Here is a 21,763-nt window from a genome sequence, read left to right as displayed (position 1 = left end):
TTTCCTTATGGCCTGCCCATCAGCGTAGCCGTTCAGCCAAGAAACAGCTGATAGGCAGGGTTGTCGCTTTCGTCCCAGTACGGGTAGCCGATTTCCTCAAGGGCTGCGGGCACCAGATGACGTTCGTCGTGGGGCACTTGCAGGCCCGCCACTACTCGTCCGTCTGCTGCGCCGTGGTTGCGGTAGTGGAACATCGAGATGTTCCAGCGACCGCCGAGCTTGTTGAGGAAGTTGAACAGCGCGCCCGGACGCTCCGGGAACTCGAATCGCAGCACCACTTCATCGACCACATGCGCGGCGCGACCGCCGACCATGTGGCGGATGTGCAGTTTGGCCAGTTCGTTGTCGGTCAGGTCGAGTACCGGGAAACCCTGCTCGGTCAGGCTCGCCAGCAGCGCACTGCGCGGGTCGTTGTCCGGGTGGGTCTGCACGCCGACGAAGATGTGCGCTTCGCTGCCATTGTTGTAGCGGTAGTTGAATTCGGTGATCTGGCGCTTGCCGATGGCCTCGCAGAAGGCCTTGAAGCTGCCGGCCTTCTCGGGGATGGTCACGGCGATGATCGCTTCGCGGCCTTCACCCAGTTCGGCGCGCTCGGCGACGTGGCGCAAGCGGTCGAAGTTGACGTTGGCCCCGGAGTCGATGGCCACGAAGGTCTGGCCGCTGACGCCGCGCTGCTCGACATACTTCTTGATCCCGGCCACGCCGAGGGCGCCGGCCGGTTCGGTGATCGAGCGGGTGTCGTCGTAGATGTCCTTGATCGCCGCGCAGATTTCGTCGGTGCTGACGGTGATCACTTCGTCGACGTAATCCTTGCAGATGTCGAAGGTGTGCTGGCCGATCTGCGCCACCGCCACGCCGTCGGCGAAGATGCCTACAGTCGGCAGCACCACGCGTTCGCCTGCCGCCATCGCCGCTTGCAGGCAGTTGGAGTCGTCGGGCTCGACGCCGATGACCTTGATGTCCGGACGCAGGTATTTCACGTACGCCGCGATGCCGGCGATCAGACCGCCGCCGCCCACTGGAACGAAGATCGCATCCAGCGGCTGGGGGTGCTGGCGCAGAATTTCCATCGCCACGGTGCCCTGCCCGGCAATGGTGTGCGGATCGTCGTACGGGTGGATGTAGACGTAGCCTTTTTCATCGACCAGTTTCAGCGAGTAGGCCAAGGCTTCCGGGAACGAATCGCCGTGCAGCACCACCTTGCCGCCACGGGAGCGTACGCCTTCGACCTTGATCTCCGGGGTGGTCTTGGGCATCACGATGGTGGCTTTCACGCCCAGCACTTTCGCCGCCAGGGCCAGGCCCTGGGCGTGGTTGCCCGCCGACGCGGTGACCACGCCACGGGCGCGCTCTTCATCGCTCAACTGGGTCAGCTTGTTGTAGGCGCCGCGAATCTTGAACGAGAACACCGGCTGCAAGTCTTCGCGCTTGAGCCAGATGTCGTTGCCCAGCCGCTCGGAGAGCTGGCGGGCGTTCTGCAGCGGGGTTTCTACGGCAACGTCATAAACGCGCGAGGTGAGGATCTTCTTGACGTACTGTTCGAGCATCGGAAAGCATCACTGGCGGTTGGGCGGGACCAGCGAGTCTAACCCGCCTTTTGGGCGCACGACCACACGAATCCAGAGGTTTTAGCCCGGCTTGAGGCTATAATGCCGGCCTTTCCGTTCTTACCTTGCCCGCTTCCGGAGCCCGCATGACCCAGGATCAACTCAAACAGGCCGTGGCCCAGGCCGCCGTCGACTTCATCCTTCCGAAACTCGACGACAAGAGCATCGTCGGCGTCGGCACCGGCTCCACCGCCAACTGCTTCATCGACGCCCTCGCCCAGCACAAGGGCGCGTTCGATGGCGCGGTCGCGAGCTCCGAAGCCACCGCTGCGCGCCTCAAGGGCCACGGGATTCCGGTGTATGAGCTGAACACCGTGAGCAACCTGGAGTTCTACGTCGACGGCGCCGATGAAAGCGACGAGCACCTGAACCTGATCAAGGGCGGCGGCGCAGCCCTGACCCGCGAGAAGATCGTCGCGGCCGTGGCCCAGACCTTCATCTGCATCGCTGACGCCAGCAAACTGGTACCGGTGCTCGGCGCCTTCCCGTTGCCGGTGGAAGTGATCCCGATGGCCCGCAGCCACGTCGCCCGCCAGCTGGTGAAACTGGGCGGCGACCCGGTCTACCGCGAAGGCGTGCTGACCGACAACGGCAACATCATCCTCGACGTGCACAACTTGCAGATCACTAACCCGGTGGAGCTGGAAGCGCAGATCAATGCGATCGTCGGCGTGGTCACCAACGGTCTGTTCGCGGCGCGTCCGGCGGATCTGTTGTTGCTGGGTACTTCCGAAGGTGTGAAAACATTGAAGGCCGAGTAAGCCGAAACTGCTCACATTTTTTGTGGGCAGATGAAAAACCTGTGGGAGCTGGCTTGCCAGCGATAGCGGTGTGTCATTCGACTTGTTTGGCGACTGATCCTCCCTCGTCGCGAGCAAGCTCGCTCCCACAGTGTTTTGTGGTGCGAATTAGTTTTGCGCAGGCTTTCTGAAGACGTAGAACAGATTCGGCTCGCTCACCAGATACAACGTCCCGTCATCATCCATCGCGATACCTTCCGCCTGCGGCACGGTTTTCTTCAGGCCCTGCCGGCCACCGTTCAACGACATGGTGCTCAACGGGCGCCCGTCCACATCCAGCTCCAGAATCAGCCTTGACTCGTCGGACAGCGCCAGCAAATGGCCGCTGCGCTCGTCGTATTGCAGGCTCGACAGATCGCGCACGAACATCCCGGCATCGCGCTTGGGATTGTTGATCACGTGCACTGCGTAGGACTTTTCCGGATTGAAGTGCGGGAAACCGTGCACTTCATAAATCAGCATCGGATCCCGCTCCTTGGCCACGAACAGGCGCTTGCCCACCGAGTCGTAAGCCAGGCCTTCAAAGCCCTTGTTGCCGCTCATGTGCACACCGAGGGTCATTTGCTCGGCATCCGCTGCATCGAGGAACGTGGTGTCGTGCTCCAGGTGAATCTTGATCAGCCGCTGCTGGCGCTCGTCGGTGATCACGTAGGTGTCGGCACTGATGAACTCCACCGCCTCCGGATCGCCAAAGCCGATCAAGGCGACACGGCGCAGGATCGTGCCGTCCAGCGACAGCTCGATCAGTTCGGCATTCTTGTTGGTTACGGTGAACAGGCTTTTGCGCACCGGATCGTAAGTCAGCGCCGAGACATCGTCGTCCAGCCCGTCGATGACCTTCGCTTCGATCTCCACCCGATACTGATCCAGCCCGATCGCCTCGCTGCTCATCGGTTGCCAGAGCGCATGCAGGTTGAACCAGGCACGCTCGAACAGACGCATGTATTGGCCGATCGCAATCAGCGCGATCAGGGCAATCACCGACAGGATGATGAATAGAGGCTTGGGACGGGCAAGTCGACGCATTCGGGGCAGGCTCGGTATCAAAACAGGCGGATGAAATATCACGCCTGTCTGAACTGAAGCTTAATGGCCACTTGCCTCAAGCCACAACTCCACAGATCTGCAATTGCTGTAGGAGTCGTTACTTCTGCTTTTCGAAGCGGTAGAACAGGTTCGGCTCACTGACCATGTACAGCGTGCCCGAGTCGTCCATGGTCACGCCTTCGGCGCGGGGAATGGTTTTCTTCAAACCGTTGAAACCGCCGAGCAGGGTCATGAAGCTGACTTGTTCGCCCTTCTCGTCCAGCTCCAGCAACAGGTGCGAATCGGCAGACAGCACCAGGGTGTGCCCGGTGCGCGGGTCGATCGCCAGGGCCGACAGATTGCGAATATCGAGTTCGTCGCTGTCGAGTTTCTGCTTGTCGCCCTTGAGGGTCTGGCTGCCGTCGCTTTTCCAGGTGAACAGCGCCGGCGGACGCTCCTCGCCCAGCAGCAGTTGCTGGTTGCGGGCGTCCCAGGTGATGGCTTCGAAGGCTTTGTTCTGATCCTTGGACGGGCCCAGGTCGTATTTCGGGAAATCATCGCGCTTTAGCTCGCGAGTCGCGGCATCGACCTTGACGATGGAAAGCAGATGCTCGCGCTCATCGACAATCGCCATCAAGCCGTTCTCCATCACCGTCAGGCCTTCCGGATTGCTCCAGCCCACCAGCGGCATCTTGCGCAGCACGTCACCCTGCAAGGTCAGCTCGACCAGAAACGGATTCTTGCCCATCACTGAAAACAGGGTTTTGGTCTGCGGGTTATAGGACAAATCCGAAGCTTCGTCCTTTTCCATGCCCGGCAGCAGCTTGGCGTCGATGACCACCCGGTAGTCCGGGAGCCAGACGCTGTCCAGCTTCTCGGCCGGACTCTCGAAGCGTTCCAGCACCCACAGCACACCCCGGTCATCCCAATGCATGGCAAACGCCAGCCCGTACGCAGCGACGGCTGCCAACAAAAGCCAGGAATACCAGCGCAGGGCGAAGCGTGAACGGCGAGCAGGTTTGAGCTGAGTTTGAGATGACATCGAAGGACGCGTTCCGAAAATTCAGGCTACGGGTAATAGCACAAAGAGGCCGGCTCAGACGCCAGAATGACCGGAATTATCCGGACAAAATGTGAAAAAAACGGCAAATGGCCGGATTGCCTTATGCCTTTGCGAGCGACCACACAAAAACAAATGTGGGAGCCGACCTGCTGGCGATGACGGTGGATCAGTCGAATGAAACATCAACTGACAGTCCCTCATCGCCAGCGGGCTGGCTCCCACAAAGGTATTTCAGTGTTGCCGTCAGCGAACGCTGCTGGTGAAGCGACTGGCGCCCGGCAGCTCCAGCACGATCTCATCACCAACGTTCAGCGGGCCGACGCCCACCGGCGTGCCGGTCAGGATCACGTCACCGGCCTGCAGCGAGAAGCAGCCGGCCATGTGCTGGATCATCGGCACGATCGGGTTGAGCATCGCGCTGCTGTTGCCGTCCTGGCGTACTTCGCCGTTGATGGTCAGGCGGATGCCGATGTCGGTCAGGTCGGCGAAAGTGCTGCTGACCACGAACGGCGCAATCACCGCTGCGCCGTCGAACGACTTGGCGATTTCCCACGGCAGGCCCTTGGACTTGAGCTCGGCCTGCTTGTCGCGCAGGGTCAGGTCCAGCGCCGGGGCGAAACCGGAGATCGCGTCCAGCACTTCTTCACGGCTCGGTTTGGTCGACAGCGGCTTGCCGATCAACACGGCGATTTCCGCCTCGTAATGCACCGAGCCACGCTCGGTCGGAATGCTGAAACCGCCTTCCAGCGGCACCACGCAACTGCCGGGCTTGATGAACAGCAACGGCTCGGTAGGCACCGGGTTGTCCAGTTCCTTGGCGTGTTCGGCGTAGTTACGGCCGATGCACACCACCTTCCCCAGCGGAAAATGAATCCGCGTACCGTCGACATACTGGTGCTGATAGCTCATTACCGACTCCTGCCTTCATTGATTCATCAGGGATTGCCAATCAAACCGCGAAAATCTTGCCCGGGTTCATGATGCCGTTCGGGTCGAACACCGCCTTGACCGCTTTCATGTATTCGATTTCCACCGGCGAGCGGCTGTAGGTCAGGTAGTCGCGCTTGGTCATGCCCACGCCGTGTTCGGCGGAAATCGAACCGTTGTATTTCTCGACGGTTTCGAACACCCACTTGTTGACGGTGGCGCACTTGGCGAAAAACTCGTCCTTGCTCAGGTTGTCCGGCTTGAGGATGTTCAGGTGCAGGTTGCCGTCGCCGATGTGGCCGAACCAGACGATTTCAAAGTCCGGGTAATGTTCGCCGACGATCGCATCGATTTCCTGCAAAAACGCAGGGACTTTCGAGACCGTGACCGAGATGTCGTTCTTGTACGGCGTCCAGTGGGAGATGGTTTCGGAGATGTACTCGCGCAGCTTCCACAGATTCTGCAACTGGGTTTCGCTCTGGCTCATGACACCGTCCAGCACCCAGCCCAGTTCCACGCAATGCTCGAAGGTTTCCAATGCGGTGTTGGCCACTTCTTCGGTGGTCGCCTCGAATTCCAGCAAGGCATAGAACGGGCAGTCGGTTTCGAACGGCGCCGGCACATCGCCACGGCCCATGACCTTGGCCAGGGCCTTGTCGGAGAAGAATTCGAACGCAGTCAGGTCGAGCCGGCCCTGAAAGGCGTGCAGTACCGGCATGATTGAATCGAAATCGGCGGTGCCGAGGACCATTGCGGTCAGGTTTTTCGGCGCACGGTCCAGACGCATGGTGGCCTCGACCACGAAACCCAGGGTGCCTTCGGCGCCGATGAACAGCTGCCGCAGGTCATAACCGGTGGCGTTCTTGATCAGATCCTTGTTCAGTTCCAGCACATCGCCCTTGCCAGTCACGACTTTCATGCCGGCCACCCAATTGCGGGTCATGCCGTAGCGAATGACCTTGATTCCGCCGGCATTGGTGCCGATATTGCCGCCAATCTGACTGGAACCGGCCGAAGCGAAGTCCACCGGGTAGTACAAGTCATGTTCTTCGGCAGCGTTCTGCAATTGCTCGGTGACCACGCCCGGCTGACAGACGGCGGTGCGGTCGGTCAGGTTGATGTCGAGAATCTGATTCATGTAGTCGAACGACACGACTACTTCGCCATTGGCGGCCACGGCCGCGGCGGAAAGACCGGTGCGCCCGCCCGACGGCACCAGCGCCACTTTATGTTCGTTGGCCCAGCGGACGACGGCCTGCACCTGCTCAATGGTCTTGGGGAACACGATGGCGCTGGGCGCCGGGGCGAAGTGTTTGGTCCAGTCCTTGCCGTAAGCGTTCAGGGAGTCGGCATCGGTCAGGACTTTGCCAGGCTCGACCAGGGTCTTCAGTTCATCAATCAGGGCAGGATTGGTCATCGACGGAACTCTCGAACAATTCATGGTCATCCTGAGAACGCTTCACGTCGCAGGAATGAGTGATTAGCGGGGTGGCTATGCTAGCATACCGACCCCGCAGGCCAGTGCCCAAGGCCGGTTCTGCGGTGACGGCTTTCTTGTCGTCCAGGTCAATGTCTGTTGACCATTTCCTGCCATTTTTCTCCGGGATACAGGTTTACGCAGATGAGCAAGACTTCTCTCGATAAGAGCAAGATCAAGTTCCTTCTTCTCGAAGGCGTCCACCAATCGGCTGTCGACGTCCTCAAGGCGGCGGGCTACACCAGCATCGAATACCTGACAGGCTCCCTGCCGGAAGCCCAGCTCAAGGAAAAGATCGCTGACGCTCACTTCATCGGCATTCGCTCACGCACCCAGCTGACCGAAGAGATCTTCGATCACGCGAAGAAGCTGGTCGCGGTCGGCTGTTTCTGCATCGGCACCAACCAGGTTGACCTGGAAGCGGCCCGCGAGCGCGGCATCGCCGTGTTCAACGCACCGTACTCCAACACCCGCTCCGTGGCCGAGCTGGTGCTGGCCGAAGCGATCCTGCTGCTGCGCGGCATCCCTGAGAAAAACGCTTCCTGCCACCGTGGTGGCTGGATCAAGTCCGCAGCCAACTCCTTCGAGATCCGTGGCAAGAAACTGGGCATCGTCGGCTACGGCTCGATCGGTACCCAGCTGTCGGTCCTGGCTGAAGGTCTGGGCATGCAGGTGTTCTTCTACGACACCGTGACCAAGCTGCCACTGGGCAATGCCACCCAGGTCGGCAACCTGCACGAGCTGCTGGGCATGTCCGACATCGTCACCCTGCACGTTCCGGAAACCGCTGCGACCCAGTGGATGATCGGCGAGAAGGAAATCCGCGCCATCAAGAAGGGCGGCATCCTGATCAACGCTGCACGCGGCACCGTGGTCGAACTGGATCACCTGGCCGCTGCGATCAAGGACAAGCACCTGATCGGCGCCGCCATCGACGTGTTCCCGGTCGAGCCGCGCTCCAACGACGAAGAGTTCGAAAGCCCGCTGCGTGGCCTGGACAACGTGATCCTGACCCCGCACATCGGCGGCTCCACCGCTGAAGCGCAGGCCAATATCGGTCTGGAAGTGGCAGAAAAACTGGTCAAGTACAGCGACAACGGTACTTCGGTATCGTCGGTGAACTTCCCGGAAGTGGCCCTGCCGGCGCACCCTGGCAAGCACCGCCTGCTGCACATCCACGAGAACATCCCGGGTGTGATGAGCGAGATCAACAAGGTCTTCGCCGAAAACGGCATCAACATCTCCGGTCAGTTCCTGCAGACCAACGAGAAGGTCGGCTACGTGGTGATCGACGTCGACGCCGAGTACTCGGAACTGGCGCAAGAGAAGCTGCAACACGTCAACGGCACCATCCGTAGCCGTGTGTTGTTCTGATCAAGCGTTGAGCGACAAAAAAGGGAGCCTTCGGGCTCCCTTTTTAATGCACGCGAAAACGTCATTCGACGTTGACGGTGATCTTCTTCGACACGATCGGCGGATCGAACGCCATGTGGCCGCTGTCACCCAGCTCCAGCTGCAGGGTGTGCTTGCCCGGCGCGAGTTTGATGTCAGCCTGGGTCTGCGCCTTGCCGAAGTGCATATGGTTGGCGTCGGTTGGCACGACGGAGCCGGCCGGGACGATTTCCTTGGCATCGATCAGCAGGTGGTGATGACCAGTGTTCTTGGTGACGTCACCGGCCGGTGCCAGCGCGATGTCCTTTACACCGAACTTGACCGTGAAGGTCTGCGGAACCGTGGCTCCGTCCTCGGGAGAAACGATGAACACTTCGGCGCCCTTCGGTGCCGGTGTGGCCGCACTGGCCAGTACCGAAACACCCATCAGCACACCGGCCAACGCTGCACGTGACATAAAGCTTTTCATTTTCTTCTCCAGTTTTTCCGTAAAATCCGCACGGTCATGACAACTTCATGACCATTCGTTGTCGAAGGCACTCGACAACCATAGCAAAGCGAGCCTGGAAAACAGGCCGATATCGATTTCAAAGGAGTGACCATGCGTTTTCTGCCTGGCCTGATCTGCCTGCTTCCCCTTCTGAGCCCTCTGGCTCACGCCGAACTGATTGATGACGTCAACGACCGTGGCGAGTTGCGCATTGCCCTTGAGGCTAATACACCGCCCTTCAATTTCAAGGACGGCGACACGCTCACGGGGTTCGAGGTCGAGCTTGGGCAACTGCTGGCCAACGAACTGGATGTGCGCGCCGACTTCATCGTCACTGACGAGGCCGATCTGCTCCAGGGCGTCGAAAGCGGCAAGTACGACGTCGCGCTCAACCACATAGCACTGACCCCGGAACTCAAGGATCGTTTCGACGTGAGCGAGCCTTACACGCAGGTCAATGCGCAGTTGTTGGCGAAAAAGGACGAGCAACCTCGGCCGATGGTGCTGGTGCAGACGCTGACCGAGGAGAAACCGAAGGTTGGGCCGCCGGTGGATCTGGCGATTCCGTTTCAGAAGGGTAACCCGGCGTTTCACGCGAGTCTGGAGAATGCGTTGCAGCGGATCAGGGCGGATGGGCGGCTGGAGGCGTTGTCGAAGAAGTGGTTGAGTGTGCAAGCTACGGAAAACTGAAGTGAGCGTGACTAGTCGAGCAAGCTGAGGGCCTGTGCGGCTTGCGGCAGTTCGAGTTCGCTGAAGACCTGTACGCCATGGCGCTTCAGCAACGCGGCGGTAACGCCCTCGCCACTCACCTTCACCCCACTGAACGTCCCGTCATAGGTCAACAGATTCCCGCACGACGGGCTGTTGGCCTTGAGCACCGCCACCCGAATCCCGTGCTTTTGCACCAGCGCCAGCGCCTGCCGCGCGCCATCCAGAAACTGCGCACTGACATCTTCGCCCTCGGTAGTGATCACCGAAGCGAGTCCGTCCAGCACTTCGCTGCCCTGCCCGCCCGGAATCTCTGCCGCCGCTCGTGGCGTAGGCAATCCACCGGCGACTTCCGGACACAGCGGCACTACCCGACCTTCGGCAATCCACTGTTCCAGCAGATCGAACGGCCCACTGGCTCCACCGTCGTAACGCACGCGATGGCCCAGCAGGCAGCGACTGACCAGAATCCTGTGCATCTCAGAACGGCTCGTTGCCACGGCGGCGGAACCAGCCTGTCAGCGACAGCCGCTCGCGATTGGCCGGCAACACTTCATGAGGGACTTCGCCGGAGAGAAACACCACCAGACAACCGCCCGTAGGCTGCACGTCATGAACGCGGTCATTCTCCAGGTACATGCGCAGTTGCCCGCCATCCTCCGGCAGCCAGCCGTCATTGAGGTAGATCACCGCCGAGACCATGCGCCGGTCATCGTCGCGAAAACGGTCGACATGCTTGCGATAGAAAGCACCCGGCGGGTACAGGGCGAAGTGGCACTCGAAGTCTTCAAGCCCCAGAAACAGGCCACGGTTGAGCGCTTCGCGCAAGCTGTCCATCAGGTTCAGGTAGCGGTCGCTGGCCTCGGCCTGACCGGGGTCGATCCATTGGATATGGTCGCCACGAATCCCCTCGCGGATCTCCGAAAATGGGCCACGTCCGACCCCCGCCGGCGCCAGTTCACCTTCGGCGTCACGTTTGCGGCACTCGGCCGCCAGTGCGCGGGTCAAATCCGCAGGCAGGAAAATGTTCTGCTGCGACCAGCCGCGCTCGGCCAGGTCGTCGACGATACGTAACAGCAGCGGGTGATCAGAGGATATTTGCATGGCGCGCATAGTATGCCTGCGGCAAGAAATCCGACAGAGCCACGCGGCGGCTTGATACGAATTCTCGACAAGTACTGGCACCGCACGGAGAATAGTCGGCTGCCGACAGGAGTCCTTATGCGCCGTTTGCTTTTTTCACTGTTGATGTTCTGCGTTTTGCCCGCCTGGGCGGACGGCCACGACCAGCTGTACAAGGTCGCCGGCTGGCCAGAACAACGCGCGCATTTCAACGACGCCCTGAGTGCCGCGCAGCAGCGTTACCAGAACAGCCTGCCGCCGGCGGTGTTTCAGGCGCTGGTGAACAACAGCAACCAGCGCTTTGCCCCCCAGGCCGTGGATCAACGCGCCGAAGCGCAACTGCGCAAGAACCTCGCCGATCCGCAACCGGCCCTGTCGTTCTTTCTGTCACCGCTGGGCAAGAAGATCGTCGCCGCCGAACTGCTGGCGACCCGCCGCGATCAATTGGCAAAGAACGCCAAGGGCCTGCCGAAGATGCCGGCCAGCGACAGTCGTTTGCTGATCATCGGCCACCTCGCCCAGGCCCTGCCCGCCCGTGAAGCCGGTGCCGAAGTCAGCCTGGCGATTGCCGGCGTGGCGGCGGACAGTCTGAGCTCGATGATCCCCGGCCTGCTAGGCGGCGGTCAGGCCCAGGGCATGTTGAACGGTCAACGCCAGCGCCTGATGGATCAGATCGGCGCCGACCTGAACAACACGCTGCTCTACGTCTATCGCGACCTGTCGGATGAAGAGCTGGAAGAGTTCGCGACCTTTGCCGAATCCACCGAAGGCAAGGCCTACTATCAGGCCGCGCTGGCCGCAATCCGCGCCGGCCTGGCCGTGGGCCAGAGCACCTCGAACCTCAGCCAGTGATCTAGGGGTTGCGGCCCTTGATCCGCTTGCTCAGGAACTCGAAATACTCCTCGCGCATTTCCGCCGTTTCATTGGCCAGGTGATGCCGCGCCTCGGCCAGCAACAGAATCTGTGGCCGGTCGAACTTCCATTTCAACACTTGCAGGTTGTGCTGCCAGTCCACGGTCATGTCCGCCTGGCCCTGAACGATCAGTGGCCGGCGTGGACTTTTCTTCGCGTATTCGACCCGGTTGATCCAGCGTGACAACGCCCCGACCCACGCGGTCGGCAAGCGTTTTGGCTGCAACGGATCGGCCTGCAGGAACGGCAGGAAATCCGGGTCGTTGGAGTTCTCGCTGAAACGCCGGGAGATGCCCCTGACAAATGGCCTGAGCAGGTAATAACTGAACTGCGACCAGCCCCAGGCACGCGGACGCACCAGCGGCGCCAGCAGAATCAACTGCCCCTGCGCCGGGCTGTTTTCACCATGATTGAGCACGTGATCGACAATGATCGCGCCGCCGGTGCTTTGCCCGCACAAATGCCACGGCTGCGGCAGTGCAATCGAACGCGCCTCGGCGAACAGGCCTTGCAGCGCATCCTGATACTCGGAGAAATCGCGGATGCTTGCTCGCTCGCCGCTGGACAACCCATGCCCCGGCAGATCGCAGGCAATCACCGCAAACCCCTGATCCAGTGCCCACTCGATCACATGCCGGTACAGGCCGGTGTGGTCATAAAAACCGTGCACCAGAAACAGCGTGGCCCTGGCCGTTTCCGCCGGCCACCAGCAATGGCTGACCAGTTGATAGCCATCGATGTCGAACCGGCCCATGCCACGCCAGACATCGCGCTCCGGAAAGTCGGTCTTGTAGAACCGCTGATACGCCTTCGCCTCCTCGGACAACGGCTGCCACTCGGCCAAAGGCTTGAGGCTCGCACGCAGATGATCGGGATCAAAGGCAACAGACATGGGCAATTCCAGAACGGTAAACGGACTTTATCGGCCTGCGATATTCATCTGTCGCGGCAAGCATGGCAAGCTAGCCGGCCCTCGAGGATCGAAAACCATGCGTTCGCCCTACCGCACCGCACTGTTTGCCAGCCTGCTCGCCATCGTGTGTGCCGGCGTGCTGTGGGCCGCGTACAACTGGTTTCAGGGCCGCTACCTGCGCGCCTTCAGCGAACACACCGCCGTATTTTCCGGCGATCCGCTGCGCCTGCCCGCCGACCTCGCCGGCCCCGGCAATATCCGTCTGGTGCATTTCTGGGACCCGGCCTGCCCATGCAACGTCGGCAATCAACAGCACCTGACCGAGATGGTCGAACAGTTCGGCCCCAAAGGCGTGGAGTTCTTTGCGGTGCAGAAGGCCGGCAGCCACGGCCAGTTGCCGGCGACCCTCAGCAGCCTCAAAACCATCGCGGTGTTGCCCGGTTCGGAGCAGATTCCCGCCAGCCCGGCCGTGGCGATCTGGGACCGCAGCGGCAGACTGGCGTACTTTGGCCCGTACAGCGAAGGCCTTACGTGCAACTCCAGCAACAGTTTTATCGAACCGATCCTGCAAGCGTTGAGTGATGATCGCCCGGTGAATGCGACTCATACGTTGGCGGTCGGTTGCTACTGCCCGTGGCCGGCGGAGACGAAGTAAGGCATTCCGGACATTTCAAGGACGGCGATGCGCAGCACACGAGGCGTGTGCTAATTGTTTGCAGCCCGCACGGGCGGCAACCCCGAATGCACAAGGAGTCACCATGAAACGCGTCTTCACCGTTCTTGCCTTGCTCATCGTTGTCCTGCTCGCCACCGGCGGCTGGTATGTCTACAGCAAGCAACCGACGCGTCAGGGCCAAGTGGAGTTGCGCAACCTGCAAGGCTCGGTGACCGTGCGTTACGACGAGCGCGGCGTGCCGCACATCCGCGCGGAAAACGAGATCGACCTCTACCGCGCCCTCGGTTATGTGCACGCCCAGGATCGCCTGTTTCAGATGGAGGCCATGCGCCGCCTAGCCCGTGGCGAACTGGCCGAAGTGCTCGGGCCTAAACTACTCGACACCGACAAGCTGTTCCGCAGCCTGCGCATCCGCGAGCGCGCTGCCAGTTACGTGGCCGGTCTCGACAAGCAGTCACCGGCGTGGAAGGCCCTGCAAGCCTATCTGGACGGCATCAATCAATATCAGGACTCGCACGCCGCCCCCGTCGAGTTCGACGTGCTGGGCATCCCCAAGCGGCCGTTCACCGCTGAAGACAGCATCAGCGTCGCCGGCTACATGGCCTACAGCTTTGCCGCCGCGTTCCGCACCGAACCGCTGCTGACCTATGTGCGCGATCAACTGGGCGCCGATTACCTCAACGTCTTCGACCTCGACTGGCAGCCCAAGGGCGTGCTCGCCAATGGCCACGCCAGCAGCGCACCGGCCCTCGCCGCCGGAGACTGGAAAGACCTGAACACTCTGGCCCGCGTCAGCCAACAGGCGCTGATCGACAAAGGCCTGCCGCAGTTCGAAGGCAGCAACGCCTGGGTGATCGCCGGTAGCCGCAGCAAAAGCGCCAAGCCGTTGCTGGCGGGCGATCCTCACATCCGCTTTTCGGTGCCGTCGGTGTGGTACGAGGCGCAGCTGTCGGCACCGGGCTTCGAACTCTACGGTCATCATCAGGCGCTGGTGCCGTTCGCGTTTCTCGGCCACAACCTGGATTTCGGCTGGAGCCTGACCATGTTCCAGAACGACGACCTCGACCTGATCGCCGAGAAGGTCAATCCGGACAACCCGGATCAGGTCTGGTATCGCGGCCAGTGGACCGACATGGTCAGCACCGAGCAACAGATTGCGGTGAAAGGCCAGGCGCCGGTGACCATTACCCTGCGCCAGTCGCCCCACGGCCCGATCATCAACGATGCTCTCGGCAGCGCCGCCGGGAAAACCCCGATTGCGATGTGGTGGGCCTTCCTGGAAACACCGAACCCGATCCTCGAAGGTTTCTACCAGCTCAACCGCGCCGACACCCTGGCCAAGGCCCGCGCCGCTGCCGCCAAGGTGCAGGCACCGGGGCTGAACATCGTCTACGCCAACGCCAAGGGCGATATCGCGTGGTGGGCCTCGGCGCTGCTGCCCAAGCGTCCGGCCGGGGTGAAGCCTGGCTTCATTCTCGACGGCAGCAGCAATCAGGCGGACAAGGACGGCTACTTCCCGTTCAGCGCCAACCCGCAGGAAGAGAACCCGGCGCGGGGCTATATCGTCTCGGCCAACTTCCAGCCCGTGTCACCCACCGGCATGGAGATTCCCGGCTATTACAATCTTGCCGACCGTGGCCAGAAGCTCAACCGCCAGCTCGCCGACAAGAACGTGAAGTGGGACAACGAGGCCAACCAGAAGCTGCAACTGGGCACTGCCACCGGTTATGGGCCGCGTCTGTTGGCACCGTTGCTGCCGGTGCTGCGTGAAGTGGCGGGCAATCCCGCCGAGCAGAAGCTGATCGAACAACTGGGCCAATGGCAAGGCGACTATCCGCTGGATTCGGTCAGTGCGACGGTGTTCAACCAGTTCCTCTACGACCTCGCCGACGCGGCAATGCGCGATGAGCTGGGCAATGATTTCTTCGAAACCCTGCTGTCGACCCGAGTGATCGATGCCGCCCTGCCCCGGCTCGCGGCGAATGCCGATTCACCGTGGTGGGACAACCGCAGCACGCCGAACAAGGAAACCCGCGTCGACGTCGTACGCGCCGCGTGGCAGGCGAGCATGGCGCACCTGAAATCGACCCTCGGCGACGACGCTTCCGGCTGGCAATGGGGCAAGGCCCACACGCTGACCCATGGTCATCCGCTGGGCCAGCAGAAGCCCCTGGACCGCATTTTCAACGTCGGCCCGTTCGCCGCACCGGGCTCACATGAAGTGCCGAACAACCTCTCGGCGAAGATCGGCCCTGCACCATGGCCGGTGACCTACGGCCCGTCGACCCGTCGGTTGGTGGACTTCGCTGATCCGGCTCACAGCCTGACCATCAACCCGGTCGGCCAGAGCGGCGTGCCGTTCGACAGTCACTATGACGATCAGGCGGAAGCGTATGTGGACGGGATGTATGTGCAGGCGCATTTCAGTGATGAGGAGGTTACGGCGAATACGCGCAGTACCTTGAAGCTGTTGCCGGCGCGAGCGGCGCAATAAGCGCCACTCAAACCATCGCCGCAAAATTCAGCCGGAATTGCTGCGGCGTCACCCCCAGCCGCCGGTTGAACACGCTGCGCATATGTTGCGCATCGCGAAACCCGCACTGATACGCCACCGTCTTCAGCGGCGCCGTGGTGCTTTCGAGCATCACCCGCGCCGCATCCACCCGCGCCCGTTCGACGAACTCCGCCGGGGTGACTTTCGCCTCCCTCGCAAACACCCGGGAGAAATTCCGCGCACTCATGTTCGCAGCGTTCGCCAGGTCGGCAATGGTCAGGTCGCCGGTGAGATTGGCCAGCACGTACAACTGCACCATCGCCACCGCCGACGTCGGCTCGGCATGGGGCGTGAGGAACGGGCTGAACTGCGACTGCCCGCCCGAGCGCTGGGTGAACACCACCAGCCGCTTGGCCACGCTCAGCGCGACCTCGGCCCCGTGATCACGCGCCAGCAGGTACAGCGACAGATCGATCCCCGCCGTCACCCCCGCCGAGGTGTAGAGCTGGCCGTCCTCGACGTACAACCGATCGGCCTCGACCCGGCTCGACGGGCACAACTGCGCCAGCGCCTCGGCGTCGTTCCAGTGGGTGGTGACCGTGCGCCCGTCCAGCAGTCCTGCACGGGCGAGCATGAACGCACCGTTGCAGATCGAGCCGAATCGCCGCGCCCGTCCACAGGCGTCACGCAGCCAGACATCGAACGCCTCGCCGAAATCCAGGAACGGCAACTGCGGCCCACCCGCCACCAGCAGCAAATCGTAAACCTGCAACGCTTCGCTGAAATGCCGATGCGCACTCAGGGTCAGCCCGTTGGAACACGCCATCGGCCCGCGCTCGACGCCAATCACCTCGAGCCGGTAATGATCCTCCGGCGCCAGGAAGCGGTTCGCCTCGGCGAACACGTCCATCGGCCCGCTGACGTCCAGCGCCTGCACGCCGGGGAACACCACGATGGCGACGGTTCTGTTCATGGCAATGAAGGCTCCCGGGGAATGGCGGATCAGCGCCAACCCTAGCCAATCCTAGCCGCAGAAGCGAGCTGGCACGATTTGCAGGTGCAATGGCAAGAATCGCAGCCATGGATCGATTGTCCGGTCTGGCCCCCGGGAACAGACTTTCCCCATCAGCGCCGTGACGGCGTTTTCGACGAGGAAGCTCAACATGACCACGACCATCGCCGGTATCCGGATCCCCGACAGCGCCCTCGCCCGGGCCACCACCGAATACATCCGCGACATCGAATCCGACCTGCTTTACCACCACTCGCGCCGGGTGTTCCTGTTCGGTGCCTTGAGCGGCGAACGCCAGCAACTGGCCTACGATCCGGAGCTGCTGTACGTCGGCGCGATGTTTCACGACCTGGGTCTGGTCGAAGGGCACCGCAGCGATGACGAGCGCTTCGAAGTCGATGGTGCCAACGCAGCCGCCGCGTTTCTCAAGCCGTACGGGTTGAGCGATGACGACATCGAGCAGGTCTGGCTGTCGATCGCCCTGCACACTACGCCGGGTGTGCCGAAGCATCTGCGCCCGACCGTGGCGCTGGTGACGGCGGGTGTCGAGATGGACGTGCTGGGCATGGACTACGCGGCGTTCACTACGGTGCAGCGTGAGGCGGTGGTGCATGCGCATCCACGGGGCGAGGGCTTCAAGGAATGCATCATCTGCGCGTTCGCCGACGGCTTGCGTCATCGTCCACAGACGACGTTCGGCAATGTGAAGACCGATGTGCTGAAGGATCAGGTGCCGGGGTTCAAGCCGATGAATTTCGTTGAAGTCATCCGCAGTTCTCCGTGGACTTCCTGATCACCACAAAACACTGTGGGAGCGGGCTTGCCCGCGATGGCGGTCTGACANCCCGCTCCCACAGGAAGTGAGGTTGATCACAGAGTTGTGATCAACCTCACTGGCTTAAGCCGCTTCCGGCGTCGGCGCCCGGCGCACGTCCGGTTGCTTCCACGAATCCGCAGCGCCTTCTTCGATGGCCTGCTGAATCGCTTTCTTGCGGGCTTCTTCGGCACGGCGGCTGAAGAACCAGACCAGGAAGGTCACCAGCGACACCGCCAGCAGAATCAGGCTGGCCACGGCGTTGATCTCCGGCTTCACGCCCAGGCGCACCGCCGAGAACACTTCCATCGGCAGGGTCGTCGACCCTGGGCCAGAGACGAAGCTCGCCAATACCAGGTCATCCAGCGACAGGGCGAACGACATCATGCCGCCCGCCGCCAGCGACGGCGCGATCATCGGGATGGTGATCAGGAGGAACACCTTCCACGGCCGCGCACCGAGGTCCATCGCTGCTTCTTCGATCGACAGGTCCAGCTCGCGCAGGCGCGCCGACACCACCACCGCCACATACGCCGCACAGAACGTGGTGTGCGCGATCCAGATGGTGACGATGCCACGTTCCTGTGGCCAGCCGATCATCTGCGCCATCGCCACGAACAGCAGCAGCAGCGACAGACCGGTAATCACCTCAGGCATGACCAGCGGCGCGGTCACCAGACCGCCGAACAGCGTGCGGCCCTTGAAGCGGGTGATGCGGGTCAGCACGAAAGCTGCCAGCGTCCCCAGCGCCACCGCGGCAACCGCGGTGTAGCAGGCGATTTCCAGCGAGCGCACCACCGAACCCATCAGCTGCGAGTTGTCGAGCAGGCCGACGTACCACTTCACCGACCAGCCGCCCCACACCGTTACCAGTTTCGAGGCGTTGAACGAGTAGATCACCAGGATCAGCATCGGCAGGTAGATGAACAACAGGCCGAGCACCAGCATCAGGCTGGAGAAACGGAAGCGCTTCATTCTTTACCCTCCATTTCCTTGGCCTGACTGCGGTTGAACAGGATGATCGGCACGATCAGGATCGCCAGCATCACCACCGCCAGGGCGGACGCCACCGGCCAGTCACGGTTGTTGAAGAACTCTTGCCAGAGCACTTTACCGATCATCAGGGTTTCCGGACCGCCGAGCAGTTCCGGGATCACGAACTCGCCCACCACCGGGATGAACACCAGCATGCAGCCGGCGATGATGCCGTTCTTGGACAGCGGCACGGTGATTTTCCAGAAGCTGTTGAAGGTGCTCGAACCCAGGTCGGACGCGGCCTCCAGCAGGCTGGTGTCGTGCTTCACCAGGTTGGCGTACAGCGGCAGGATCATGAACGGCAGGTACGAGTAGACGACGCCGATGTATACCGCGAGGTTGGTGTTGAGGATCTGCAGCGGCTCGTCGATCAAACCCATGCTCATCAGGAAACCGTTGAGCAGGCCGTTATTGCTGAGGATGCCCATCCACGCATAGACGCGGATCAGGATCGCGGTCCAGGTCGGCATCATGATCAGCAGCACCAGCACCGTTTGCAGCTCTTTGCGGGCGCTGGCGATGGCGTAGGCCATCGGATAACCGATCAACAGGCACAGCAGCGTGCTGAAAAACGCCATCTTCAGCGAGCCCAGGTAGGCGGCGATGTACAGTTCGTCGTCGCCGAGCATCGCGTAGTTGCCCAGGTTCAGCAGCAATTGCAGCTTCTGCTCGGCGTAGGTGTAGATCTCGGTGTACGGCGGGATGGCCACGTCCGCTTCGGCGAAGCTGATCTTCAGGACGATGAAGAACGGCAACATGAAGAACAGGAACAGCCAGATGAACGGAACCCCGATGACCAGCTGACGGCCACCGGGAATTATTCGATTGAGCCGGCGTTTGAATTTGCGCATGTTCATGAGCGAAGTACCACGCCGCTGTCATCTTCCCACCACACGTAGACCTGATCGCCCCAGGTCGGACGTGCGCCACGGCGCTCGGCGTTGGCCACGAACGACTGCACCAGCTTGCCGCTTGGCAATTCGACGTAGAACACCGAGTGACCGCCGAGGTAGGCGATGTCATGCACCTTGCCGCTCGACCAGTTGTATTCGCAGGTCGGCTGATCGGCGGTGACCAGCAGTTTTTCCGGACGGATCGCGTAGGTCACGGACTTGTCCTGCACCGAGGTGCTGATGCCGTGGCCGACGTAGATCTGCCGGTCGAGGTCCTTGCAGGTGATGGTCGCGTGGCCTTCGGCGTCGTCGATCACTTCGCCTTCGAAGATGTTCACGTTACCGATGAATTCGCAGACCAGACGGCTGGTCGGGGTTTCGTAGATATCGATCGGGCTGCCGATCTGGGCGATCCAGCCCAGGTGCATGATCGCGATGCGCTCGGCCATGGTCATGGCCTCTTCCTGGTCGTGGGTCACCATCACGCAGGTCACGCCCACGCGCTCGATGATCTCAACCAGTTCCAGCTGCATCTGCGAACGCAGTTTCTTGTCCAGTGCGCCCATCGGCTCGTCGAGCAGCAGCAGTTTCGGCCGCTTGGCCAGCGAACGCGCCAGCGCCACACGCTGACGCTGGCCGCCGGACAACTGGTGCGGCTTGCGCTTGGCGTACTGGCTCATCTGCACCAGCTTGAGCATCTCGGCCACGCGGGCGTCGATCTCGGCCTTGGGAATCTTGTCCTGTTGCAGGCCGAAGGCGATGTTCTGCGCCACGGTCATGTGCGGGAACAAGGCGTAGGACTGGAACATCATGTTGATCGGTCGCTCGTACGGCGGCATGTCGGTGATGTCGACGCCGTCGAGAAAAATGCGCCCCTCCGTGGGCCGTTCGAACCCTGCCAGCATCCGCAGCAGAGTGGATTTGCCCGATCCCGAACCGCCGAGCAGGGCGAAGATCTCGCCCTTCTTGATTTCCAGGGACACATCGTCCACGGCAACCGTCTCGTCGAACTTCTTCGTGACCCGGTCGATTTTGACCAGCACCTGTTTCGGTGTCTGGTCGCCCTCGAGGGCTTTCTTATAGGCGCCGGAGGCAACTGCCATTTACAAAACTCCCAGAAAAAAAGAGTGCAGTTCGCCCACGCAAGACGAACCCAGGATAGTTTGTACGTTGAAGCTATTTACCCGACTTGACCTTGGTCCAGCTGCGGGTCATCAAACGCTGAATGTTCGGTGGCAGCTCGGTCGACACGTAGGTCTTGTCGAGCACAGCCTGCGGTGGATACACCGACTCGTCGGTGCGGATGGACTGCTCCATCAGCTTGCCCGAACCCGGATTGGGGTTGGCATAACCGACGTAATCACTGACCTGGGCGATCACCTCAGGTTTCAGCAAATAGTTGATGAAGGCGTGGGCCTCTTTGACGTTGGCCGAATCCTTCGGAATCGCCAGCATGTCGAACCACAGCGCGCCACCCTCTTTCGGAATCGAATAGGCGATGTTCACACCTTTCTTGGCTTCTTCGGCGCGATGTTTGGCCTGGAAGATGTCGCCGGAAAAACCGATGGCCACACAGATATCGCCGTTGGCCAGATCGCCGATGTATTTCGAGGAGTGGAAGTAGGTCACGTACGGACGTACCGCCAACAGTTTGGCCGTGGCCTTCTCGTAATCCTTGGTATTGGTGCTGTTGGCATTCAGGCCCATGTAGTTGAGCACGGTCGGCATCATTTCATCGGCCGAATCGAGGAACGCCACGCCGCAGCTGTGCAGCTTCTTGATGTTCTCCGGCTCGAACAGCACGCTCCAGGAGTCGATCTTGTCGACGCCGAGCACGGCTTTCACTTTGTCGACGTTGTAGCCGATGCCATTGGTGCCCCACAGGTACGGCACGGCGTACAGGTTGCCCGGATCATTCTGCTCCAGGCGCTTGAGCAGCACTGGATCGAGATTGGAGTAGTTCGGCAGCTGCGCCTTGTCGAGCTTCTGGAAAGCGCCCGCCTTGATCTGCTTGCCGAGGAAGTGGTTCGACGGCACCACCACGTCGTAGCCGGTACGCCCGGCGAGCAGCTTGCCTTCCAGGGTTTCGTTTGAATCGAACACGTCGTAGACCGGCTTGATCCCGGTGTCTTTCTGGAAATCGGCCAGAGTGGTCTCGCCGATGTAATCCGACCAGTTATAAATATGCACCGTACCGGCGGCCTGGGCACCGACAGCGAACGTCAGGCCGGCAGCGGCCAGCAGTGCATTGCGCAAGGAAGAAAAAATAGGCAAGTGGAGGTCCTCTGATTTAGTTGGGCCCAAGTTGCCCCGTGCTGCGTGACAGTCACGGTTGCCCGGCAACAAAACCGGCGCGCAACTTACCTTCGAAAAACCGTTCCAGCAAAACTTTCTGTCATTTA

Annotated in this window: 21 protein-coding genes; 7 read left to right on the top strand and 14 right to left on the bottom strand. The window is 61.3% G+C overall.

The annotated features are described in order from the left end of the window. Positions 1-32 precede the first annotated feature (32 nt). The gene (gene ilvA / locus ACTJK7_RS10705; protein ID WP_011336426.1) at positions 33-1,547 is read right to left on the bottom strand and encodes a threonine ammonia-lyase, biosynthetic; all 1,515 of its coding nucleotides are present in this window, start codon (positions 1,545-1,547) and stop codon (positions 33-35) included. A 146-nt stretch (positions 1,548-1,693) separates the two neighbouring features. Here ilvA and rpiA point away from each other — a divergent pair, with 146 nt between their 5' ends. After that, positions 1,694-2,368 carry a ribose-5-phosphate isomerase RpiA gene (gene rpiA, locus ACTJK7_RS10700; protein ID WP_007953476.1) on the top strand — a complete coding sequence of 225 codons (675 nt, stop codon included), beginning with the start codon at positions 1,694-1,696 and terminating at the stop codon, positions 2,366-2,368. Between the two features lie 147 nt (positions 2,369-2,515). Here rpiA and ACTJK7_RS10695 read toward each other — a convergent pair whose 3' ends face one another. From ACTJK7_RS10695 to ACTJK7_RS10680, 4 genes are all read right to left on the bottom strand, one after another. Beyond that, on the bottom strand, positions 2,516-3,433 hold the full coding sequence (locus ACTJK7_RS10695) for an SdiA-regulated domain-containing protein (protein WP_108563502.1): 918 nt from the start codon (positions 3,431-3,433) through the stop codon (positions 2,516-2,518). A gap of 118 nt (positions 3,434-3,551) precedes the next feature. Then, positions 3,552-4,475, bottom strand: a complete 924-nt coding sequence (locus tag ACTJK7_RS10690; protein WP_108563503.1) for an SdiA-regulated domain-containing protein — start codon at positions 4,473-4,475, stop codon at positions 3,552-3,554. 264 nt (positions 4,476-4,739) lie between these two features. Then, entirely contained in the window at positions 4,740-5,405 is a 666-nt protein-coding gene (locus tag ACTJK7_RS10685; protein WP_085653976.1) for a fumarylacetoacetate hydrolase family protein, read from the bottom strand. Positions 5,406-5,445: 40 nt separating this feature from the next. Next, positions 5,446-6,840, bottom strand: a complete 1,395-nt coding sequence (locus tag ACTJK7_RS10680) for an FAD-binding oxidoreductase (RefSeq protein ID WP_108563504.1) — start codon at positions 6,838-6,840, stop codon at positions 5,446-5,448. Positions 6,841-7,044: 204 nt separating this feature from the next. Here ACTJK7_RS10680 and serA point away from each other — a divergent pair, with 204 nt between their 5' ends. Then, positions 7,045-8,274, top strand: a complete 1,230-nt coding sequence (gene serA, locus ACTJK7_RS10675; RefSeq protein ID WP_007953487.1) for a phosphoglycerate dehydrogenase — start codon at positions 7,045-7,047, stop codon at positions 8,272-8,274. Between the two features lie 61 nt (positions 8,275-8,335). Here the strand turns inward: serA and ACTJK7_RS10670 are convergent, their stop codons facing one another. After that, entirely contained in the window at positions 8,336-8,761 is a 426-nt protein-coding gene (locus ACTJK7_RS10670; RefSeq protein WP_007953489.1) for a DUF4399 domain-containing protein, read from the bottom strand. A gap of 132 nt (positions 8,762-8,893) precedes the next feature. Between ACTJK7_RS10670 and ACTJK7_RS10665 the strand changes: the two genes are divergently transcribed. Next, a complete protein-coding gene (locus tag ACTJK7_RS10665) occupies positions 8,894-9,472 on the top strand; it encodes a transporter substrate-binding domain-containing protein (protein ID WP_323150988.1) in 579 nt (192 codons plus the stop codon). 11 nt (positions 9,473-9,483) lie between these two features. Here the strand turns inward: ACTJK7_RS10665 and ACTJK7_RS10660 are convergent, their stop codons facing one another. After that, a complete protein-coding gene (locus ACTJK7_RS10660) occupies positions 9,484-9,969 on the bottom strand; it encodes a DUF523 domain-containing protein (protein WP_258712554.1) in 486 nt (161 codons plus the stop codon). A gap of 1 nt (position 9,970) precedes the next feature. Beyond that, complete coding sequence (locus ACTJK7_RS10655) at positions 9,971-10,603, bottom strand: 2OG-Fe(II) oxygenase (protein WP_085667373.1); 633 nt, start codon at positions 10,601-10,603, stop codon at positions 9,971-9,973. Between the two features lie 108 nt (positions 10,604-10,711). Between ACTJK7_RS10655 and ACTJK7_RS10650 the strand changes: the two genes are divergently transcribed. Then, positions 10,712-11,464 (top strand): hypothetical protein, encoded by a 753-nt coding sequence (locus ACTJK7_RS10650; RefSeq protein WP_440779485.1) that lies wholly within the window; start codon positions 10,712-10,714, stop codon positions 11,462-11,464. Position 11,465: 1 nt separating this feature from the next. On the opposite strand, the gene ACTJK7_RS10645 is transcribed toward ACTJK7_RS10650, so the two are convergent. Then, positions 11,466-12,416: an alpha/beta hydrolase gene (locus ACTJK7_RS10645; protein WP_440779483.1), complete on the bottom strand. Its 951-nt coding sequence runs from the start codon at positions 12,414-12,416 to the stop codon at positions 11,466-11,468. Between the two features lie 97 nt (positions 12,417-12,513). Here ACTJK7_RS10645 and ACTJK7_RS10640 point away from each other — a divergent pair, with 97 nt between their 5' ends. Together ACTJK7_RS10640 and ACTJK7_RS10635 are read left to right on the top strand one after the other, a co-directional pair. Next, positions 12,514-13,092, top strand: coding sequence for a DUF6436 domain-containing protein (locus tag ACTJK7_RS10640; protein WP_440779481.1), 579 nt, complete (start codon positions 12,514-12,516; stop codon positions 13,090-13,092). Positions 13,093-13,195: 103 nt separating this feature from the next. Further along, entirely contained in the window at positions 13,196-15,607 is a 2,412-nt protein-coding gene (locus tag ACTJK7_RS10635; protein ID WP_440779479.1) for a penicillin acylase family protein, read from the top strand. Positions 15,608-15,614: 7 nt separating this feature from the next. On the opposite strand, the gene ACTJK7_RS10630 is transcribed toward ACTJK7_RS10635, so the two are convergent. Continuing rightward, a complete protein-coding gene (locus ACTJK7_RS10630) occupies positions 15,615-16,580 on the bottom strand; it encodes a GlxA family transcriptional regulator (protein WP_085653972.1) in 966 nt (321 codons plus the stop codon). A gap of 190 nt (positions 16,581-16,770) precedes the next feature. Here ACTJK7_RS10630 and ACTJK7_RS10625 point away from each other — a divergent pair, with 190 nt between their 5' ends. Further along, the gene (locus ACTJK7_RS10625) at positions 16,771-17,412 is read left to right on the top strand and encodes an HD domain-containing protein (RefSeq protein WP_085653971.1); all 642 of its coding nucleotides are present in this window, start codon (positions 16,771-16,773) and stop codon (positions 17,410-17,412) included. Positions 17,413-17,517: 105 nt separating this feature from the next. Here ACTJK7_RS10625 and ACTJK7_RS10620 read toward each other — a convergent pair whose 3' ends face one another. From ACTJK7_RS10620 to ACTJK7_RS10605, 4 genes are all read right to left on the bottom strand, one after another. Next, positions 17,518-18,408, bottom strand: coding sequence for an ABC transporter permease subunit (locus tag ACTJK7_RS10620; RefSeq protein WP_440779477.1), 891 nt, complete (start codon positions 18,406-18,408; stop codon positions 17,518-17,520). Continuing rightward, positions 18,405-19,286 carry an ABC transporter permease subunit gene (locus ACTJK7_RS10615; RefSeq protein ID WP_170844921.1) on the bottom strand — a complete coding sequence of 294 codons (882 nt, stop codon included), beginning with the start codon at positions 19,284-19,286 and terminating at the stop codon, positions 18,405-18,407. The genes ACTJK7_RS10620 and ACTJK7_RS10615 overlap by 4 nt, the downstream gene beginning before the upstream one ends. Before the next feature lie 35 nt (positions 19,287-19,321). Then, positions 19,322-20,464 carry an ABC transporter ATP-binding protein gene (locus ACTJK7_RS10610; protein WP_007953506.1) on the bottom strand — a complete coding sequence of 381 codons (1,143 nt, stop codon included), beginning with the start codon at positions 20,462-20,464 and terminating at the stop codon, positions 19,322-19,324. Positions 20,465-20,537: 73 nt separating this feature from the next. Beyond that, on the bottom strand, positions 20,538-21,635 hold the full coding sequence (locus tag ACTJK7_RS10605; protein WP_064379991.1) for a polyamine ABC transporter substrate-binding protein: 1,098 nt from the start codon (positions 21,633-21,635) through the stop codon (positions 20,538-20,540). Positions 21,636-21,763 lie beyond the last annotated feature (128 nt).

Origin of the sequence: Pseudomonas sp. 22085 (genome assembly GCF_052045815.1) — a bacterium.
Taxonomy (GTDB): domain Bacteria; phylum Pseudomonadota; class Gammaproteobacteria; order Pseudomonadales; family Pseudomonadaceae; genus Aquipseudomonas; species Aquipseudomonas glycinae.
This window is presented reverse-complemented; position numbering and strand designations above follow the sequence as displayed.

Coding starts and splice junctions, on each gene's coding strand:
- ACTJK7_RS10670 (WP_007953489.1), bottom strand. CDS start 8,761: ATGAAAAGCTTTATGTCACGTGCAGCGTTGGCCGGTGTGCTGATGGGT.
- ACTJK7_RS10635 (WP_440779479.1), top strand. CDS start 13,196: ATGAAACGCGTCTTCACCGTTCTTGCCTTGCTCATCGTTGTCCTGCTC.
- ilvA (WP_011336426.1), bottom strand. CDS start 1,547: ATGCTCGAACAGTACGTCAAGAAGATCCTCACCTCGCGCGTTTATGAC.
- rpiA (WP_007953476.1), top strand. CDS start 1,694: ATGACCCAGGATCAACTCAAACAGGCCGTGGCCCAGGCCGCCGTCGAC.
- ACTJK7_RS10645 (WP_440779483.1), bottom strand. CDS start 12,416: ATGTCTGTTGCCTTTGATCCCGATCATCTGCGTGCGAGCCTCAAGCCT.
- ACTJK7_RS10685 (WP_085653976.1), bottom strand. CDS start 5,405: ATGAGCTATCAGCACCAGTATGTCGACGGTACGCGGATTCATTTTCCG.
- ACTJK7_RS10630 (WP_085653972.1), bottom strand. CDS start 16,580: ATGAACAGAACCGTCGCCATCGTGGTGTTCCCCGGCGTGCAGGCGCTG.
- ACTJK7_RS10695 (WP_108563502.1), bottom strand. CDS start 3,433: ATGCGTCGACTTGCCCGTCCCAAGCCTCTATTCATCATCCTGTCGGTG.
- ACTJK7_RS10620 (WP_440779477.1), bottom strand. CDS start 18,408: ATGAAGCGCTTCCGTTTCTCCAGCCTGATGCTGGTGCTCGGCCTGTTG.
- ACTJK7_RS10610 (WP_007953506.1), bottom strand. CDS start 20,464: ATGGCAGTTGCCTCCGGCGCCTATAAGAAAGCCCTCGAGGGCGACCAG.
- ACTJK7_RS10655 (WP_085667373.1), bottom strand. CDS start 10,603: ATGCGCGCCATGCAAATATCCTCTGATCACCCGCTGCTGTTACGTATC.
- ACTJK7_RS10680 (WP_108563504.1), bottom strand. CDS start 6,840: ATGACCAATCCTGCCCTGATTGATGAACTGAAGACCCTGGTCGAGCCT.
- ACTJK7_RS10650 (WP_440779485.1), top strand. CDS start 10,712: ATGCGCCGTTTGCTTTTTTCACTGTTGATGTTCTGCGTTTTGCCCGCC.
- ACTJK7_RS10625 (WP_085653971.1), top strand. CDS start 16,771: ATGACCACGACCATCGCCGGTATCCGGATCCCCGACAGCGCCCTCGCC.
- ACTJK7_RS10640 (WP_440779481.1), top strand. CDS start 12,514: ATGCGTTCGCCCTACCGCACCGCACTGTTTGCCAGCCTGCTCGCCATC.
- ACTJK7_RS10660 (WP_258712554.1), bottom strand. CDS start 9,969: ATGCACAGGATTCTGGTCAGTCGCTGCCTGCTGGGCCATCGCGTGCGT.
- ACTJK7_RS10690 (WP_108563503.1), bottom strand. CDS start 4,475: ATGTCATCTCAAACTCAGCTCAAACCTGCTCGCCGTTCACGCTTCGCC.
- ACTJK7_RS10665 (WP_323150988.1), top strand. CDS start 8,894: ATGCGTTTTCTGCCTGGCCTGATCTGCCTGCTTCCCCTTCTGAGCCCT.
- serA (WP_007953487.1), top strand. CDS start 7,045: ATGAGCAAGACTTCTCTCGATAAGAGCAAGATCAAGTTCCTTCTTCTC.